At 38.3% G+C, this 16,927-nt stretch carries 14 protein-coding genes and 1 pseudogene; 1 reads left to right on the forward strand and 14 read right to left on the reverse strand.

The features are described 5' to 3' along the window. From ACLHDF_RS30475 to ACLHDF_RS30510, 8 genes and pseudogenes are all read right to left on the reverse strand, one after another. On the reverse strand, nt 1-569 hold a 569-nt coding region (locus tag ACLHDF_RS30475; RefSeq protein WP_413922120.1), incomplete at its 3' end, for a DUF421 domain-containing protein. A gap of 118 nt (nt 570-687) precedes the next feature. Further along, nucleotides 688-1,466: pseudogene (locus tag ACLHDF_RS30480) on the reverse strand (D-alanyl-D-alanine carboxypeptidase family protein). A gap of 160 nt (nt 1,467-1,626) precedes the next feature. Beyond that, entirely contained in the window at nt 1,627-2,184 is a 558-nt protein-coding gene (locus ACLHDF_RS30485) for a TolB family protein (protein ID WP_413922121.1), read from the reverse strand. Beyond that, entirely contained in the window at nt 2,184-2,594 is a 411-nt protein-coding gene (locus ACLHDF_RS30490) for a hypothetical protein (protein WP_413922122.1), read from the reverse strand. The genes ACLHDF_RS30485 and ACLHDF_RS30490 overlap by 1 nt, the downstream gene beginning before the upstream one ends. Nucleotides 2,595-2,614: 20 nt before the next feature. Next, nucleotides 2,615-4,087 carry a sensor histidine kinase gene (locus ACLHDF_RS30495; protein ID WP_413922123.1) on the reverse strand — a complete coding sequence of 491 codons (1,473 nt, stop codon included), beginning with the start codon at nt 4,085-4,087 and terminating at the stop codon, nt 2,615-2,617. Continuing rightward, entirely contained in the window at nt 4,084-4,761 is a 678-nt protein-coding gene (locus tag ACLHDF_RS30500) for a response regulator transcription factor (RefSeq protein WP_413922124.1), read from the reverse strand. The genes ACLHDF_RS30495 and ACLHDF_RS30500 overlap by 4 nt, the downstream gene beginning before the upstream one ends. 131 nt (nt 4,762-4,892) lie before the next feature. Then, complete coding sequence (locus ACLHDF_RS30505) at nt 4,893-6,407, reverse strand: FAD-dependent monooxygenase (protein ID WP_413922125.1); 1,515 nt, start codon at nt 6,405-6,407, stop codon at nt 4,893-4,895. Between the two features lie 35 nt (nt 6,408-6,442). Then, nucleotides 6,443-7,618, reverse strand: a complete 1,176-nt coding sequence (locus ACLHDF_RS30510) for an ABC transporter permease (protein WP_413922126.1) — start codon at nt 7,616-7,618, stop codon at nt 6,443-6,445. A 197-nt stretch (nt 7,619-7,815) separates the two neighbouring features. Between ACLHDF_RS30510 and ACLHDF_RS30515 the strand changes: the two genes are divergently transcribed. Next, nucleotides 7,816-8,424 carry a TetR/AcrR family transcriptional regulator gene (locus ACLHDF_RS30515; protein ID WP_413922127.1) on the forward strand — a complete coding sequence of 203 codons (609 nt, stop codon included), beginning with the start codon at nt 7,816-7,818 and terminating at the stop codon, nt 8,422-8,424. A 42-nt stretch (nt 8,425-8,466) separates the two neighbouring features. On the opposite strand, the gene odhB is transcribed toward ACLHDF_RS30515, so the two are convergent. From odhB to ACLHDF_RS30545, 6 genes are all read right to left on the reverse strand, one after another. After that, the gene (gene odhB, locus ACLHDF_RS30520; RefSeq protein WP_413922128.1) at nt 8,467-9,762 is read right to left on the reverse strand and encodes a 2-oxoglutarate dehydrogenase complex dihydrolipoyllysine-residue succinyltransferase; all 1,296 of its coding nucleotides are present in this window, start codon (nt 9,760-9,762) and stop codon (nt 8,467-8,469) included. A 16-nt stretch (nt 9,763-9,778) separates the two neighbouring features. Further along, nucleotides 9,779-12,640, reverse strand: a complete 2,862-nt coding sequence (gene sucA / locus ACLHDF_RS30525) for a 2-oxoglutarate dehydrogenase E1 component (protein WP_413922129.1) — start codon at nt 12,638-12,640, stop codon at nt 9,779-9,781. A 363-nt stretch (nt 12,641-13,003) separates the two neighbouring features. Beyond that, on the reverse strand, nt 13,004-13,591 hold the full coding sequence (locus ACLHDF_RS30530; protein WP_413922130.1) for a PadR family transcriptional regulator: 588 nt from the start codon (nt 13,589-13,591) through the stop codon (nt 13,004-13,006). Between the two features lie 65 nt (nt 13,592-13,656). Then, the gene (locus ACLHDF_RS30535) at nt 13,657-15,201 is read right to left on the reverse strand and encodes an MDR family MFS transporter (protein ID WP_413922131.1); all 1,545 of its coding nucleotides are present in this window, start codon (nt 15,199-15,201) and stop codon (nt 13,657-13,659) included. A gap of 140 nt (nt 15,202-15,341) precedes the next feature. Beyond that, the gene (locus ACLHDF_RS30540; RefSeq protein WP_413922132.1) at nt 15,342-15,788 is read right to left on the reverse strand and encodes an OsmC family protein; all 447 of its coding nucleotides are present in this window, start codon (nt 15,786-15,788) and stop codon (nt 15,342-15,344) included. A 122-nt stretch (nt 15,789-15,910) separates the two neighbouring features. Then, a complete protein-coding gene (locus tag ACLHDF_RS30545) occupies nt 15,911-16,807 on the reverse strand; it encodes an NAD-dependent epimerase/dehydratase family protein (RefSeq protein ID WP_413922133.1) in 897 nt (298 codons plus the stop codon). Nucleotides 16,808-16,927 lie beyond the last annotated feature (120 nt).

Below are 16,927 nucleotides of genomic sequence, written 5' to 3' on the forward strand. Positions count from 1 at the left end.
TTCTCATCTACGTTAGCTTCCTTTAAATTATTAGGCACCACTTTTCCATCCATGATTAAAGCAATAGGTAAATTGGTTTGAGAATAAGGGATGTTTAAATCATTTTTCGTCGGTGGCGCAAATTGGTGCTTGGGTGCAATACTTATATCTCCGCTGGTCTCTAAAATGACATATTCTGCTTCATAAATTGAAAAATATCCTTGTTGCCTCATTAGATGCTGAAGCTGATTCAGATCCAAGTTATTTTTTTTAAGTTCTTTGTAAAGGATTTTACCTTTATAAATAATCATCGACGGTTTTCCTTCAAGAATCCCTCTAAATCCTGTAAAGGTTTGAGAAAGCTTTGTCACCGCGTAGATCAGAAGTCCCCAAATCAAAATACTATACAGAATTTCAGTTAACTCTACTCCTTTTTCAAGAGCTGCATCACCCACAATATTTCCCAGGACAAGCGTTGTAATAAAGTCAAACGGCGTGATTTGAGCAAACTGCGTTTTGCCCAAAAGCTTCAGCATGATAAATAGCGCTAAAAATCCACATATTAATTCAATTGCAATATCTTTATACATTGATACCCTTCCTCTACAGCAAGCATGTTATATTATCAGTTTGTATCATATGTGAGAGTGATAAACCTGACTTTTAATTTTTCTCCCTTTTATTCCTCCCTTATAGAAGACAAAAGGATTATAGCACTTTTGATTGATCTTTTTTTGGGCTTGCATAGGTTTTTAACGTTACATGTTGATTAAAAATTGATGCGGCTGCTTTTTTTCCTACATATCTAAGATGCCACGGCTCGTATTTATAGCCGGTAACTTGGTCTTCACCTTCAGGGTATCGAATAATGAACCCGTATTGATATGCATTTTTTTGAGAGCCAGCGAGCCTCTGGCGTATCAGCGAAGCAGTCTGCTGCAGCACATATTCCATTTCCTCCTGTGACATCTATTGCTAATCCTGTTTCGTGTTCACTTGTTCCAGGATAGGCGCTGTAGGTGCGTGCTTTTTCTTTTCCGTCTCTCTTTGCATAGAATGCAAAAAGTTCTTTTTGCCGCTCGTGAGATCGATAACCAGATACACCAAGCAGGCTGATTCCCTCTTTTTTCAGCATCTCGGAAAAGTTCTTCAAGCGCTTGTGCCGCAGGCTTTCTAAGCATTCGTTTTTCTATTTTTCCGCTGAAGATAAACGGAACGTCAGCATAGACTAAATCGCAAGGCTGATAAGATTCAGGAAGCTGATGCTTTTTATTGACCAAAGCCGTAACCGATTCTGGATTGGCTATTACCACTGCTTCTTCTAAGTTAGGTTTCTTTAAAGGTGAAGAAGCTGATGAGATTGCTAATTTTTGAGCTTGTCCATTTTCATTAGATTCTCTCGCTGGTTTTGACGAAGAATCCACTGTTCCGCATCCTGTTATCATCAGGGTAAAAGCTAAAGAACAAATAAACAAAAAGTATTTCATGATATTGTACTCCTTTCAAGCGGCTTTTTGTACGCTAAAAAGCCTGTAAAGAAAGGATAAAACATAAATGTTTCTGTCTTTTATTCAGTTGTTTCCAACGTGTAAACATGCTTAAAAAATTATAGTGTGTAAAAAAATAGAAATAAACTGCCTAAGCAACCTATTTCAAAAAGATAATATACGTATGAAATTGATTTTGCGTGAAGCTAGATGCAACTAATTTATTTCCTGATGGACTCCAAGCAAGCTGATCGGCAACATAGTCTAAATTTATGTTTAAGTTTGTAACACCTCCTGTTAATCCGTCTGCTATAAATATTCCTTTATCTCCGCCTTTTTCAGAAATAAAGTTATAAGCTAATTTCGAACCATCGGGAGACCAGCTTACGCCAAAAATTTGAGTGGATAGAGCAAGCTGAAAGGCCTCTGATCCTTTTAAGTCTGTGATAGACAGCGTTCGTGTTTGGGCATCTTTTTGCTGAACGAGCGCTAATTGCTTTCCGTTTGGAGAGGGGATAATAGAGACAACATCGTCTCGAATTTTTTCGGGATTTGTCTGTTCGTTATGAAGGAAAAAAAGCTGGTTGTTTAAACTGATATAATAAATGCCACCTATTCCTTTAACTGCATCTAAAATTCGCTCATCTCTGTGCAACAGTGGTTCTGCTTCTCCTTTTATACTTACTTTAGAAAGCTTTCCTTCCATTGTAATAAACATTACTTCTCACCTTTTGCAACTTTATAAAAAAGATATTTGCCATTCGGAGAAAGCTTTGCCGCATGCTGAATTTCACTGCTTGGATGCAAAATAAAAGTGGACTTATTTTTTAGATTATAAGTAGCTAAATTCTGCGCATATACCTCTTTGGAGCCAAAATCGTGCGAATGAAATTGTTTATTTTCTTTACTGACAATAACGTTGTATTCATTCCAAAATTGAAACGCCCTTATGCCTTTAATGTCCTGAACGTCTTTTACCTCTATTTTTCCATCTTGTTCTAGTTGGTCCAATACAGTAATTTTCTTGTCAGATTTTTCAACGGTTTCTCTATGGCTTTCTCCTTGGCCACACGAGGTTAAAATAAGAAGACCGCTTGTCATACCTATAATTATTCTATACCGTTTCAATAACGGTTCACTCCTTTTACCTAACTCATTTCTTTGTTTCTCAAAGGAAAGGACACTTTAAAAAGTGTCGATGCAGAGTCAGAATGATGCAACTTGATAACGCCTTTTTGTTTTTTAGTTAAATCTTTGACCAATGCTAAGCCAAGGCCTGTCCCACCAGATAAACGCGACCGATCTTTGTTTACAGTAAAAAATGGTTGGAATAATTTCGCTTCCGCTTCGGGTGGAATTCCTATTCCAGTGTTAGCTACATCCACAATGATAGAATTCTTTAAAGTGTAAGACGTTACTTCCACTTTTCCGCCTGGTTCGTTATATTTAATAGCATTGTCAATTAAATTAATAAAAATGTGTATTAAGCTTTCGCGATCAGCCCAAACAACTGATTCTTTTATATTGGTGTGAAGAGTTAAATCAAACTTAGCTGCTTTTCCTTTCATGCGGTCGCATATGTCTTCTAGAAGCCGCTTCAATTCAACTGACTCTGGTCGCTGCTCGAAATCATATTTCTCAAGTGCTGAAAGCTTTAAGATTTTATCCACCATTTCATGAAGGCGATCCGTTTCTTTACGAATGTTTTGCACGCCATCTTTCATAAGCTGAGGGTCATCTCGATACATATCAAGTAAGTCAACGTAGGCTTTGATAGATGTTAAAGGCGTCTTAAATTCATGGCTGATGTTTCCGATAAACTGCTTTTGCTGCTGTTCAAGAGACTGCAGCTTCGAAATAGCAAGCTCAAGCTTTCTTTTTTCTTCATTCATTTGATCGATATTTTTTTCAATCGACGTACTCATAAAAAATAAGCCTTGACTGAGCTCCCCAAGTTCATCGCGTCGTTTGAACGGCACGTCAGTTAAATAATGGCCTTTTCGAATCTGCTGTGAAGTTTTTTGAAGAGTAGCGATAAGCGAAGCAATGCGGTAAAAATAAGCATAGCCAATTAAAAAAGCTGCTGCTGCAATCGTTCCCCCAGTACGAAATAAGTGTCTAATATCAGCTATAAACTGCTGATTATTTTTTAGTGAATGGTCAAAACGAATGGCTCCAATAAATTGATTATCGATTGAGACAGGTGCAAAGTAAATAAGAGAAGCACCCGAGATTTGATATGCTATTTTTCCTTTCAAAGCATAGCTAAGCATGTCAGAAACATCTACGGATTTTTGGCCGATAGGAATAGAACTTCCTGCTTCCTGTCCTTTTTGATTATATAGAACTGTTTGCATTCCACTTTGTGATGCAATAGAAGATGCAAGGCGCTGTCCTTTTTGCTGAAGAAAGAAATCTATATTCAAAGACGAGTCATTTGTTAAATAACTTTGACGAATCGTTTGCTCGGCTGCTTTGCTTTTTTGAATAAGTTCACTTTCTAGCTGATCACGCTCATTTGTCTCAATTCCTTTTAACACGAGTACGCTCAGTACGGTTACCGTTAGAATAATTAAAAAAGCAAGAACGAGTCCCATCTTAGCTTTTAAGCTTATTTTCATTCATTGATCCCTGCTGTCGCTTTATATCCAACGCCATATACCGTTTGTAACAAATAAGGTTCTGCGTCTCCTACTTTTTTTCGAAGGCGCTGCATGTGAATGTCTACCGTACGTGTACCGCCTGCATAATCCATTCCCCAGACAAGATCTAATAAATCTTCTCTTGTATACACTCTCTCTAAGTTAGCAAGTAATAAAGCAATAAGATCAAATTCTTTTGGTGTAAGCTTGACTAAATCATTGGCAACATGTAATGTGCGCTGAATTAAGTTCACCTTTGCTTTTCCCACAGTGATTTCTCCTACAGCCTCAGGAGCTTCGTTTTTTTCCATTCGCCGAACGAGCGCTTTAGCTCTAGCTACAAGTTCTCTTACATCAAACGGCTTGGTCATATAATCATCTGCGCCTAACTCTAAGCCTAGAACTTTATCGACGATATCATTTTTAACCGTTAACAAGATAATCCCCATTCCTCTTCGATTCTCGAGTTTTCGGCATACTTCATACCCGGTTAATTTCGGCATCATCACATCAGGTCGAAAGCTTTTAACTTTTTCAAGCGCTTCTTCACCGTCGGATGCTGTGTCTATAATATATACTTCGCGCTTAAAAGCATAAGATACCGCTGTAGCAATACTTTTTTCATCATCGACTACTAAAATTCTTTTATTCAATGTATCACGTACTTTTATTTGATATTTCTATTCGTCTATCTTACCAAACAGCTTTTCCAAAAACATCTCCAAGTTGTTTCGAAATTGTAAACAAAATTAAAAAACACCATATAAATGGCGTTTTTTTAGTATTATGATTCATTTGCAAAAGGAATAATTTTATGAGTATGCAAATATTGATGAAGCAGGTCTACACGCTGTTCACTGCTGATAAAACCGATGTACCCGTCCGGTCTAATAACATAAAGTGTACTTTTTTGAAGCCCTACTTTCTTCATGTCAGGATTCCAAGAAAACTCATGCACAGAGAAGTCTTTTTTTCGCATGCTCTTTTTTAACTTCTCTGTCGCTTTTCCATAGACATGTATTTGCCAGTTTAAGGACTGTAAGGATTCGAAATTCCCTTCCACAAAAGGTAACCGATCACCACTTTGTACGTTCGTTCCTTGTCCGCTGCTTAAGTCACTATTTTGATAGGTAATACGGATTTGAGATAAAATTTTAAATACTTTATGACGAAGAGAAGGAAAACGAAATAAAAAGGACAGTAGAGGCGGAAAGATATGCTTTCTAAAGAATTGACTCGTTTTATCTCGCGCTACCATTCGCTTAAAAGCCCGGTCCGTTGTATCTACAAGCAGCTCAGCAAAAGGCAACCTTTCTTCTTCGTATGTATCTAATATAGATGGTGCTGCTTTGTGCTGAAGGACTGCTGCCAATTTCCATGAAAGGTTGATAGCATCTCCAATTCCTGTGTTCATTCCTTGTCCGCCTGCAGGACTATGAATATGAGCTGCATCTCCACATAAAAAAATACGTCCTTGTCGGAAACGACTTGCTACTCTATGATGGATATGATACGTTGAGAACCAATTTACACTTTCAATCTGAGCACCAAATGTTCGTTGAACAAAAGCGTGAATGTTTTCAGCTTTTACCTCGTTTTGATTCGCAAGAGCTGAAGGAATAATGCCGATCATTCGGTACGTTCCTTTACTTCTAACTGGCATACAAATCAAAAATTCTTCATTGCTAAATGAAACGCTGATTTTTTGATTCTTCATCATTTCACCAAATCCGTGAACATCCATCACATAAAAATGCTGTTTATATTTTTCTCCTTTAAATTCTATATTCATTTGTTTACGAACTGTACTATGTGCTCCATCACATCCACAAATATACTTAAAATAAGCACTTTCTTCTTGCTGGGCTTTTAATACCGTTTTTATTCCTTCTCCGTGTTCGCATAGAGATAATAACTCCGTCTTCCATTCTACTTCAATCCCGAGATTTTTTAATTTTTTAAGTAGAAATCGCTCATGGTCATCTTGTGGAAATGTAAGTACAAAAGGAAAAGGGCTTAATCCTTCTCCTAAAGCCCCTAGATGAACCTTTGCTTTTATTTTATTCTTTACTCGAACGTATACATCTTCCATCTTAATTCCGAGGCCTATGACTTCATCTGCAAAACCGAACTGCTGATAAAACTCAAGCGTTCGCGGTAAAATAGCCATTGCCCGAGAGGCTTGCCCAGGCCCTTCGTTTCTATCAATAATTCGAAAAGGAATGTTATGTCTGGCTAAATTGTATGCCATAACGAGGCCAGTAGGTCCGGCGCCAACAATTAGGATTTGTGGAATCATCATCATCTCTCCTTCTCATTCAGTTACAGTATCTTTTATATTGAGCTAGATTTCTCTTTTTTTATAGAAGATGCAGGTAAAGCAGAAGCAACTAGAGCACACAAACTTATTAAAGCGATAAAGGCTAGAGCGGATACAGAATGAGTCCATGTGAGCTGTCCTCCAAAGAAAAACAGTTCTCTTACGCCATCTACCATAAATCTCATAGGCAGCCATGAATAAATCCACTCTCGATAAAAATCAGGCATGATTTCTGGAGCCATGGAAAGCAGCGGTGCTCCAAAAAATAAAATAATAACGAAAATCGGAAGTCCCTTTAGTCCAAGCCATGAAAGTACAGCTGATATCAAAGTGAAAAAACTGAAGTAAGCAATAGCTAGAAATAGTGCTGTATCCAAAAGTGAAGGGACGGTAATTCCAACTACTTCAGCCATCCACGCTAGCCCAAAGCCTGCAGCTAAAGCAAGTATAGCCCCGATGATTACTAATTCTACTTGGTTAACGATTTTCTCTTTACGAGAAGAAAACGTGATTTTTTGGATGGTGAGAAATACAACTGCTGCCCCTGCTATACTTGCCATCCACAGCGGCTGAAATAATGAAACTGGGGCGTTTCCACTGACACTATGGGTTCCTGTTTCATTTACGTTTATAACTGTCTTTTGAACCGGTGCAACGAGTGCTAATGCTTGTTTTGTACTTAATTGCGTTCCACTTTGTTCAAACCTTTTCACTAGCAGCAAGCGCATATTTTCGTTCACCTTATCGACTGCGCCGTTTAGCACCTGGCTTGCTAGTGTTGAAGCAGCTGTATTCATTCCTTGATTCACTAATAATCTAACAGCAGGCGCATCCGGCTGAGCCGTCTGAAGAGTTGCCTGTTTTTTGCTGAAATCTTTTGGGATAATAAGCGCTCCGTAATATTTTTGATTATTTAATCCTTTTTCAACCTCCTTAGTATTAGATACAAAAATCCATTTAACCGAAGACTGTTTAGTACTTGAGCTTTTTATATTTTGTTCTATTTGATCTCCTATATTTACATTACCCTTTGTTGGAACCGTCACTCCTTCGTCGCCATTTACGAATGCGATTGGCAAATCCTTAGGTACTGGACTTACCGAGGGAATTAACGTTAGGATAAAAATAAAAATAACCGCTACTACTATAATTGGTGAAAAATATATAAGCTTTTGATTAGCTAGTTTCATATAGATAACCCCTTTTTATTTTAAACATATGGACGTTGCTGAAAAAATAATGTACATGCTGTTGATTAGTGATCACTATGTAAATTATAATGAATTCACCTGCATTCTCAATATGCAATAATAGCGAGAATGTTGCTTACTTAACACAAAGCATATAACTGTTCATTATTAAAGAAAAAAGTAGGTGTCTAAAAGCCGTGGGTAATTCAAAAACAGATCGCCGAATTATTCGAACAAAAAGATTCATTCGAGATGCTTTGACAGAATTGATGGAAGAGAAAGGGTTTGAAGGAGTAACGGTCAGAGATTTGACAAAAAAAGCGGATATTAATCGCGGAACCTTTTATTTACACTACCAAGACAAATACGATTTGCTTGAAAAAAGCGAAAACGAAGTCATTCAAGAGATAAAAGAATTTATCCAAAAAGCAAACCCACAGGAGATTGTGTCTGCTAATTTGAAAGAACAACCTTTACCGTTTATCATCGCACTTTTTGAGTATATTCAAGAAAATGCGCGTTTTATGCAGGTTATGCTTGGTCCAAAAGGGAATCCTGGATTTCATCTTAAAATTAAGGAAGTCATGAAGACCAATATGCTGGAAAAGTTAGAGCTCATTAATAGCAAAACGCCTCCGCTTGTTCCACTTGAACATTTAATGTCTTACGTAACGTCGGCACACCTTGGAGTTATTCAGTACTGGCTAGAACAAGATATGAAGCAATCACCGCGAGAAATGGCCTTGACACTCGCTAGCATGACTTTTTTGGGTCCTGCTTATGTTGCAGGCATCAAACGAGCATAAAAAGAACCTGCTATTCTCTTAGAGAAGAGCAGGTTCTTTTTGTTAACCTTCTAGTAATAAAGATTCTGGATCTTCTAATAGTTCTTTAACAGTAGCTAGGAAGCTTACGGCTTCTTTGCCGTCAACGATACGGTGATCGTAAGAAAGTGCAATGTACATCATTGGACGATTTTCGATACGCTCTTCATCAATTGCTACAGGACGAAGCTGAACTTTGTGCATTCCTAGAATACCAACTTGAGGTCCGTTTAGGATTGGTGTAGACATTAATGAACCGAATACACCTCCGTTTGTAATTGTGAATGTTCCACCTTGTAAATCTTTTAATGATAATTTGTTATCGCGCGCTTTTTTCGCTAAATCAACGATAGACCCTTCGATACCAGCAAATGTTTTACGATCAGCATCACGTACAACTGGAACGACAAGACCGTCCGGAGCTGACACAGCAATACCAATATCATAGAATTTTTTAATTAATAACTCGTTGCCTTGAATTTCAGCATTTAATAATGGATATTTTTTAAGTGCTGCTACTACTGCTTTTGTGAAGAATGACATAAAGCCAAGTCTTACGTCGTGCTGTTCAAAGAATTTGTCTTTGCGTCGTTTGCGAAGAGCCATAACAGCCGTCATGTCTACTTCATTAAACGTTGTTAACATAGCCGCCGTTTGCTGAACTTCAACAAGACGTTTAGCAATTGTTTGACGACGACGTGACATACGTTCGCGTTCAACAGGTTTATCGCTATTTTCACTTGCCGCTGGAGACGGAGATACCGGGTTAGCTGACTTACTTGCTTGTGCCTGCTGCTTTTGCTCATTTGATTTTTGATCTGCATATGAATCAATATCATGTTTACGCACACGGCCAAGAGGATCGGTAGTTGGCACTTGATCTAGCTTAATTCCACGTTCTCTTGCAGCTTTGCGAGCTGCAGGAGAAGCAATCAGCCATTGTTTTTGATTTCCTTGCTGAGGTGCTTCAGCTGCTGGTGCTACTTCTTCAACAGTTTTTTGTTGGGCTGGGGCCGCTTCTTGTTTTGGTGCTTCAGCTACTGGCTTTTCTTCAGCTTTTGGTGCTGCTGATGCAGAAGCTCCTTCTTTCGCTTCAAGGCGTGCAATTGTTTCGCCAACTTGAACCGTGTCGCCTTCGCCAGCAAGAAGTTCTGTTAGCACACCAGAGTCTTCAGCTGTAATTTCAACGTTAACTTTATCTGTTTCAAGTTCAACAATATAATCGCCTTTTTCAACGAAATCTCCTACTTGTTTTAGCCACTGTGCAACTGTTCCTTCAGAAATTGATTCTGCTAATTCCGGTACTTTAATCTCTCCCATTGTTCATTCCCCTTCCTTATCGTGTAACAACGTCGTTAGCAATTTCATTTTTAGTTAATGCATCTTGTAAAATACGTTCTTGTTCTTGTCTGTGAACTGTTGGATCTCCTTCAGCTGGACTTGAGCGTCTTGTGCGGCCGATGTATTCAACCGTAGCCCCTTCTGGTGCTACTTCACGTAGTCGATCTTCTACATAGTTCCATGCGCCCATGTTTTCCGGCTCTTCTTGTAACCAGACAATCTCTTTTAAATTTTTATAGCGAGCAAAGATTTCGGCAATTACGCGTCTTGGGAACGGATAAATTTGTTCAAGACGAAGGACGTGAAGCCAATCTTTATCATCTTCTGCTTTGTTTAAGCGTTCTGTTAATTCACTGCTGATTTTTCCGCTGCACAGAACGATTCGTTCAACTGCATCTTCTTTTTTGCCTAATCCAGGCTGTTCTACTACTAAGCGGAAAGAGCCTTTTGTAAACTCTTCAAGTTTTGACACACTAAAGGCATTACGAAGCAAACTTTTTGGTGTCATAACTACTAGCGGCCTTACTTCTTCGCGCTGTAAGATGGCTGCTTGTCGTCGAAGTAAGTGAAAATATTGGGCAGCGCTTGTTACGTTTGCGATTGTCCAGTTGTTTTCTCCAGCTAGCTGTAAATAACGTTCTAGACGCGCGCTTGAGTGTTCTGGACCTTGACCTTCGTGACCGTGTGGCAGCAATAAGACCATTCCGGATTTTTGTCCCCACTTAGCACGGCCTGCCGCAATAAACTGGTCAATAATAACTTGACCTGCATTGGCAAAATCACCAAACTGTGCTTCCCAAAGAACAAGCGTTTCAGGAGCAAATACATTATAACCGTATTCAAATCCAAGAACGGATCCTTCTGATAGTGGGCTGTTACGAATATCAAAGGAAGCGCTTACGTTCTTCATTGCGTGTAGTGGTGAGTAAACATCCCCTGTCTTATGATCATGAAGAACAAGATGTCTATGTGCAAACGTACCACGTTCAGAATCTTGACCCGTAATACGAATTGGCGTGCCGTCTCTTAAAATCGTAGCAAACGCAAATGCTTCCCCTAATGACCAATCTACGCTTTCATTTTCTTCAAACGCTTTGGCACGTTTAGATAAGATACGATCAAGTTTTGGAAATACATTAAATCCTTCAGGATATTTCACTAGCTCTTGATTTACTTCAAACAGCTCTTCTTTTGTAACAGATGTATCGATGTCTGAAATCCCTTTGAAGACTGCTTGTGGCATTTCCATAATTCTATGTTGTTTTTCAGCTTTTGGCGGTACTTTTTCATAAGCTGCTTTTAACTTCGCTTGTAACTCTTCATTAATTTGATCTGCTTGGCCGCTTTGAATTACGTTTTGTTCTTCAAGTTGCTTTGCATACATAGCGCGAACGGTTGGACGTTTTGTCACAATTTCATACATCTTAGGCTGTGTTACAGACGGTTCATCCATTTCATTGTGGCCAAATCGACGGTACCCAATTAAATCAATCAAGAAATCCTTGTTAAAACGTCTGCGATACTCATAAGCAAAATACGCAGCTGCTAAACAGGCTTCTGGATCATCCGCGTTTACGTGAACAATTGGAATTTCAAACCCTTTTGCTAAGTCACTTGCATATTTTGTTGAACGAGAATCAACGCTTTCTGTTGTAAATCCAATCATGTTGTTAGCAATAATGTGGATTGTTCCACCTGTTTGATAACCAGTCAATTGATTTAAGTTTAGCGTTTCTTGTACAATACCTTCACCAGGGAACGCAGCATCTCCGTGAATTAAAATCGCGAACGATTTTTTTACATCTTGTTTTGGGTATCCATTTACATCACGCTCATCTTGAGCTGCTCTTGTAAACCCTTCCACAACCGGATTGACAAACTCTAAATGACTAGGGTTGCTAGCCAATGTCAAACGAGCTCGAACTGTGTTCTCTGCTTTAATTTGTTTGTCGGCACCTAGGTGATATTTTACGTCTCCTGTCCAGCCGTAGTTGATACCGATTGAACCTTCTGAAGGAACCAACTCTTTGTTAGGTGCATGCTGGAATTCTGCAAAAATCATTTCATAAGGTTTGCCTAATACGTGTGCCAATACATTTAAGCGCCCGCGATGAGCCATACCGATATTGACCGTCTTTGGACTTGTTTCTACTGAGCGTGCAATCAGTTCATCTACAAGTGGAATTAACATATCTACGCCTTCAATAGAAAAGCGTTTTTGTCCGACAAATGTACGGTGTAAAAATTGTTCAAAGCCTTCTACTTCTGTCAAACGTTTTAATACAGAAGTTCTTTTTTCATTTGAAAGAGGTTGGAAAATAGAACCCGACTCGACCATATCAGTCAACCACTTATTCTCTTCCATGTTATGTACGTGATGGAATTCAAACGCAATGGTTTTTGTATAGACATCTGTTAAATAGTTAATTGCGTCTAAACCATTTTTGACGTGTGATGGCGCATTTGTACATAAAATTTCAACTGGAATTGATTTCAAATCTTCTTGCGTTAAATTGTAATCTTCCAAATGAAGCAAGACAGGATCTTTTTTCTCGCTTTCAAGAGGCTTAATTGATGCGTATAGATGGCCATAAGCACGGATGTTTTCCGCTAGCTTAATAGCCGATGCGATTTTAGATGTGTTAGCTGAAGGTGCAGGCTGCGTGTATTCAGCTTGTTGAACTTGCTCACTTTCATTTAGTGGAGGAGCACCCCAATAATCAAATAATTCTTTTAGCTCTGGATCTACTAGATCTGACTGCTCTTCATATAACTCATACTGTTCTAATACATAGCCATAGTTTGGACCCAAAAATCCTTGCCACGGCTCCCCTCTATTCGACGTTTCGTTACCCATGATAAAACCCCCAACGAGTTATAATAATTGTCGTACTCAACAATCTTTCAATTTTGAATGTCGATTACCTTATCGTCTGACATCTTTACAACGAGTGATGAATCTCACTGCATGTGTATCTGATATCTGCTTATATTTTACCACTCTTTTACTCGTCAATCAAAATGAAATCGCTATATTTCTTTAATTTTTTTTACTTTTTTAATAGTCTTACTACTTTTTGAAAGCGTTTTATAAGTAAAGGTGATTGAAGATAGAATCAGGTGTTAATTAATTGTTATTGACCTAGCTTTTGGCAAAATTAAATTGCTTGAAATATATTTTATGACCATTAAAAAAAGAAGCAGTGTTTTGCTTCTTTTTTTAAAACTCATTTACGATTTTTTCAACGTCTTCAAAATAACTACCATCTACTTCTGTAAGCTTGTTACTTTTAGCGGCTTCGTGTAAATGAGTAAACCAAGTTAATTCTACTTTCAAATGCATAATCGTACGCATAATAATGGACAAAATTGCAATGGAATGATCGGCTTTTTTAACTTTATATAAATTTTGCATTTTTTCTAAATAAGCAGCCGTGTCCTCAATCTTTTTTTCTAAAGCAGAAGCCACTTTTTCTTGATCTACGTAAGAAGTAAATGAAAGAGCAGCATAAACAGGTCTATGCATATGCTCTTTTTTTAACAGCTGTTCAAAATAAAGACGCTCAAACTCTTCTCTTCCTGCATCCGTGATAGAATAAACGGTCTTTTCAGGTCTGTTCGTCTCTCGAATCACATCTACTACCGTCACCAATTGATCTTTCTCAAGCGTATCAAAGGCATAATATAAAGAACCGCTTGCAAGTTTGATATAGTGCTTCATTTGTCTTTCATTAATGGTTTGCTGAATTTCATAAGGGTGTTTATTTCCTTCCATTAATAAACCCAATATGACTAATTTAACACTCATAATACCCTTCACCTCTTGATATGCATCTTATTTAGAAAAAAAGCACGAATAAATTCGTGCTTTTTCTATTTCTGAGCTGCAGGTTCCTTACCTTCTATCCGCTTTTTAGCAGGAACTTCTACGCGTTCATTCCCCATTAAAAAGACGGTGATGATAGCTACTGCAATTGGAATAAGAGAAAGCATAAATGCATACGTGATCGACGTAGACATGGCATCAACAATCTTATCTAATATTTGAGGCGGAATGCTGTTTCGGGCACTTGATTGAAAGACTGCACTTGGATCTCCTATTTGAGAAAGTGCCCCTTGTGGCGAATTTCCTATACCTTGGAAATTTCTCTCCAGCTCATTTGTAAATGTATTGCTTTGAATCGTTCCAAAAATCGTCACTCCCAGCGTCATTCCTAAGGAACGTGCAAATGAGTTCGTTGAGTTGGCAGAACCTCTAAACTGCGGATCCAGCTTATGCGTTGAAGAAGTTGGTAAAAGAGAAAAGCTAAATCCCACGCCAAATCCAGTCAAAATCATAAATACCGTCAGCATCCAACGAGGCGTATCAGGTTCCATTGTTCCTAATAAAAACATTCCCGCTGCAAATGAAAAAACGGACATAATCATTAAGTTTCGGAAGCTTGTTTTTGTGAGAAAAATCCCTCCAATAGCACTTCCTGCTACCGATCCTAACATCATCGGAGTTAAAATTAAACCTGCATTTGTAGCAGAACCTCCGTAAACAGCTTGAACAAAAATAGGAATAAATACGGTCAAAATAATAAATGTTGCTCCGTATAGGAAAGCAAGAATTTGTGATGTTGCAAATAAACGCCGTTTGAACATCCAAAATGAAATAATCGGCTCTTCCGCTCGTTTTTCCACAAAGAAGAAAAGCGATAGCGCCACAGCAAAGATAGCAAAAAGAGATAGAATTTGCGGAGAGGACCACTCGTACTCTTTTCCTCCAAGTTCAAGAGCAAACATTAAACTGACTACTGAAATAACAAGAGTGGCTGCCCCTGTCCAGTCAATTCTTTGTTTTTTATGACTCGTTGACTCTTTATAAAAGCGCACAATAAAGAATAATGATAAAAGTCCAATCGGAACATTCACATAAAATACCCAGTGCCAGCTAATGTATTCTGTAATGTAGGCACCAAGAAGCGGACCAAATACACTTGCTGAGCCAAAAACGGCACCTAGCAGTCCTGTCATTTTCCCGCGCTTTTCGGGAGGGAAAATGTCAAATACAATGGTAAACGCAATCGGAAGAAGTGCTCCCCCTCCAATTCCTTGAATCGCCCGATAAATACTGAGCTGCACGATGCTTTGTGCTAGACCACACAGTGCGGATCCAAGTAAGAATACCGTTAATCCAAAAATAAAGAAACGTTTGCGCCCATACATATCAGATAGTTTACCAAATATCGGCATACCTGCCATCACGGCAACCATATAGGCGGACGTAACCCAAACAAATTTATCTAATCCACCTAAATCAGAAATGATTTTTCCCATAGCCGTCGCTACGATGGTATTATCCATGGCTGACATAAAAATACCGAGGAGCAATCCTGCTACGATAAAACGAATATGTTTTTCTGATGAAACCATTTCAGTTCCTCCTTTCACGTCATCTCTTTTGATGAACAGAAATAATAACTACTTAAATTATTATATTCAAATTTGAGTATTTTACAATCTTAAATGTGCTATTTTTTAGAAATAAACATAACAAAAGCGTAATGGATCCATTACGCTTCTACTGTGAGCTGAGACTTTAATTCAATTTCTACATTTCCTTGAATGGCTCTTGAAATCATACAGGACGTTTCTGCTTTTTTTATAAGTCGATTGATTTTTTCTTTCTGAGCCGCAAGTTCAGGGGTGATAATAACATGAGGTTTATGAATAATTTTTTCGTATGTGAATACACCATTGGTTACGTCCACAATAGCTTCCGATTCCATCGTTAAAGCCTTCTGGTGGATTCCGCTTCTTTCGAGCATTGCCGCAAGCGTGATAATGTAGCAAGTGGCTGCTGCTCCTAGCAGCATTTCATCTGGATTGGTTCCCACTCCTGGCCCGTCCATTTCTGGTGGAATAGAAATTTTTGTTTTTAATTGGCCTGACTCAATTGTACCTACTTCATTTCGGCCTCCTGGCCAGTCTGCTTGCAAATGAAAGTGATGTTTTGCCATAATATTTCCTTCTTTCTTCTATATAATCATGTGTCCTTAGCGTACTCCTTTTATGTATAAAATAAAAATGTTTTGCTTGTAACAGCAAAAAGACTGCTAAACGGTGCAGTCTTTGTTTTTTCCTAACTTAAAGGTACTTTCTTTTCATTTTCAACAAAAGCTTTGATTAATGGTGGCAGCCAGTCCTGCAGGTTTGTAAATGAATATCCCCAAAAGCTAGCTTTTTCATTACTCATCGTCCAAGAATGATCTACTCCGTATGGAGAACTATTTTCATCTGTCAAACGAGAGGTTGTTTTTGCTTTTTTACCCGCTGCTTGTTCAATATATAAAAATAAATTTTTGAGTGAAATGGTGCCATTTGAACAAGCGTTAATCGGTCCTTTTAGCTTCTGCTCGGCACACCAGACTAAAAATTCACCTGCTTCTTCCTGTGAAATGAAGTTCATTTCTGCTTCAATAGCAGGCACACCAATTTCTTCTTCATGCATAATTTTTTCTACGTGAAAACGTAAACGGTCCGTATAATCATCTTTTCCCATTACAATTGGAAAACGGACAGCCGTTACGGAGAACGGTGCTTTTTGAAGGAATACCGCCTCGGCTTGGCGTTTTCCTTCTTGGTAGGAAATATTTTCACGACGTGTATAGGAAATAGGATACTTGTATGGATCAAAATCTTCTTCATAACACGTTTTTTCTAAAGAACCGTATACTGAAAGAGTTGAGGTGAGTACATAATGACTCGTACTATGACGAAAAGCTTCAACAGCAACAGCTGCGCCGTGTGAAGAATAACATATCTGATCGAAAATAACATCCCATTTTCTTCCTCGTGTTGTTTCGATTACAGAATCTTTTTCTACACGATCAAGAAAAATTCGCTCAACTTGGTCGCCGAAATCATCCGGTGTTTTACCTCGCGTTGCTAACGTAACCTGTACTCCTTTAGAAAGCAATGTTTGAACTAAATTTTTTCCAAAAAAACGAGTTCCACCTAACACAAGTGCTGTTTTCATCCTTTTCTCCACCTTTCGTATTTGATATGGATAATCATACCATTATTATCCAACTTTTTCATTCATAAAGCTATGAATCTTTCCGCTTATTTTTTTATATTCCCACCTATTTTTTAGCCA

It is taken from the genome of Priestia megaterium (genome assembly GCF_046599315.1).
Taxonomy (GTDB): Bacteria; Bacillota; Bacilli; order Bacillales; family Bacillaceae_H; genus Priestia; species Priestia megaterium_F.

Excerpts from the sequence above, each read along its gene's own strand:
- odhB (WP_413922128.1), bottom strand. The coding sequence starts at position 9,762 with ATGGGAGAGATTAAAGTACCGGAATTAGCAGAATCAATTTCTGAAGGA.
- ACLHDF_RS30485 (WP_413922121.1), bottom strand. The coding sequence starts at position 2,184 with ATGTTTATTACAATGGAAGGAAAGCTTTCTAAAGTAAGTATAAAAGGA.
- sucA (WP_413922129.1), bottom strand. The coding sequence starts at position 12,640 with ATGGGTAACGAAACGTCGAATAGAGGGGAGCCGTGGCAAGGATTTTTG.
- ACLHDF_RS30530 (WP_413922130.1), bottom strand. The coding sequence starts at position 13,591 with ATGAGTGTTAAATTAGTCATATTGGGTTTATTAATGGAAGGAAATAAA.
- ACLHDF_RS30545 (WP_413922133.1), bottom strand. The coding sequence starts at position 16,807 with ATGAAAACAGCACTTGTGTTAGGTGGAACTCGTTTTTTTGGAAAAAAT.
- ACLHDF_RS30540 (WP_413922132.1), bottom strand. The coding sequence starts at position 15,788 with ATGGCAAAACATCACTTTCATTTGCAAGCAGACTGGCCAGGAGGCCGA.
- ACLHDF_RS30510 (WP_413922126.1), bottom strand. The coding sequence starts at position 7,618 with ATGAAACTAGCTAATCAAAAGCTTATATATTTTTCACCAATTATAGTA.
- ACLHDF_RS30505 (WP_413922125.1), bottom strand. The coding sequence starts at position 6,407 with ATGATTCCACAAATCCTAATTGTTGGCGCCGGACCTACTGGCCTCGTT.
- ACLHDF_RS30495 (WP_413922123.1), bottom strand. The coding sequence starts at position 4,087 with ATGAAAATAAGCTTAAAAGCTAAGATGGGACTCGTTCTTGCTTTTTTA.
- ACLHDF_RS30535 (WP_413922131.1), bottom strand. The coding sequence starts at position 15,201 with ATGGTTTCATCAGAAAAACATATTCGTTTTATCGTAGCAGGATTGCTC.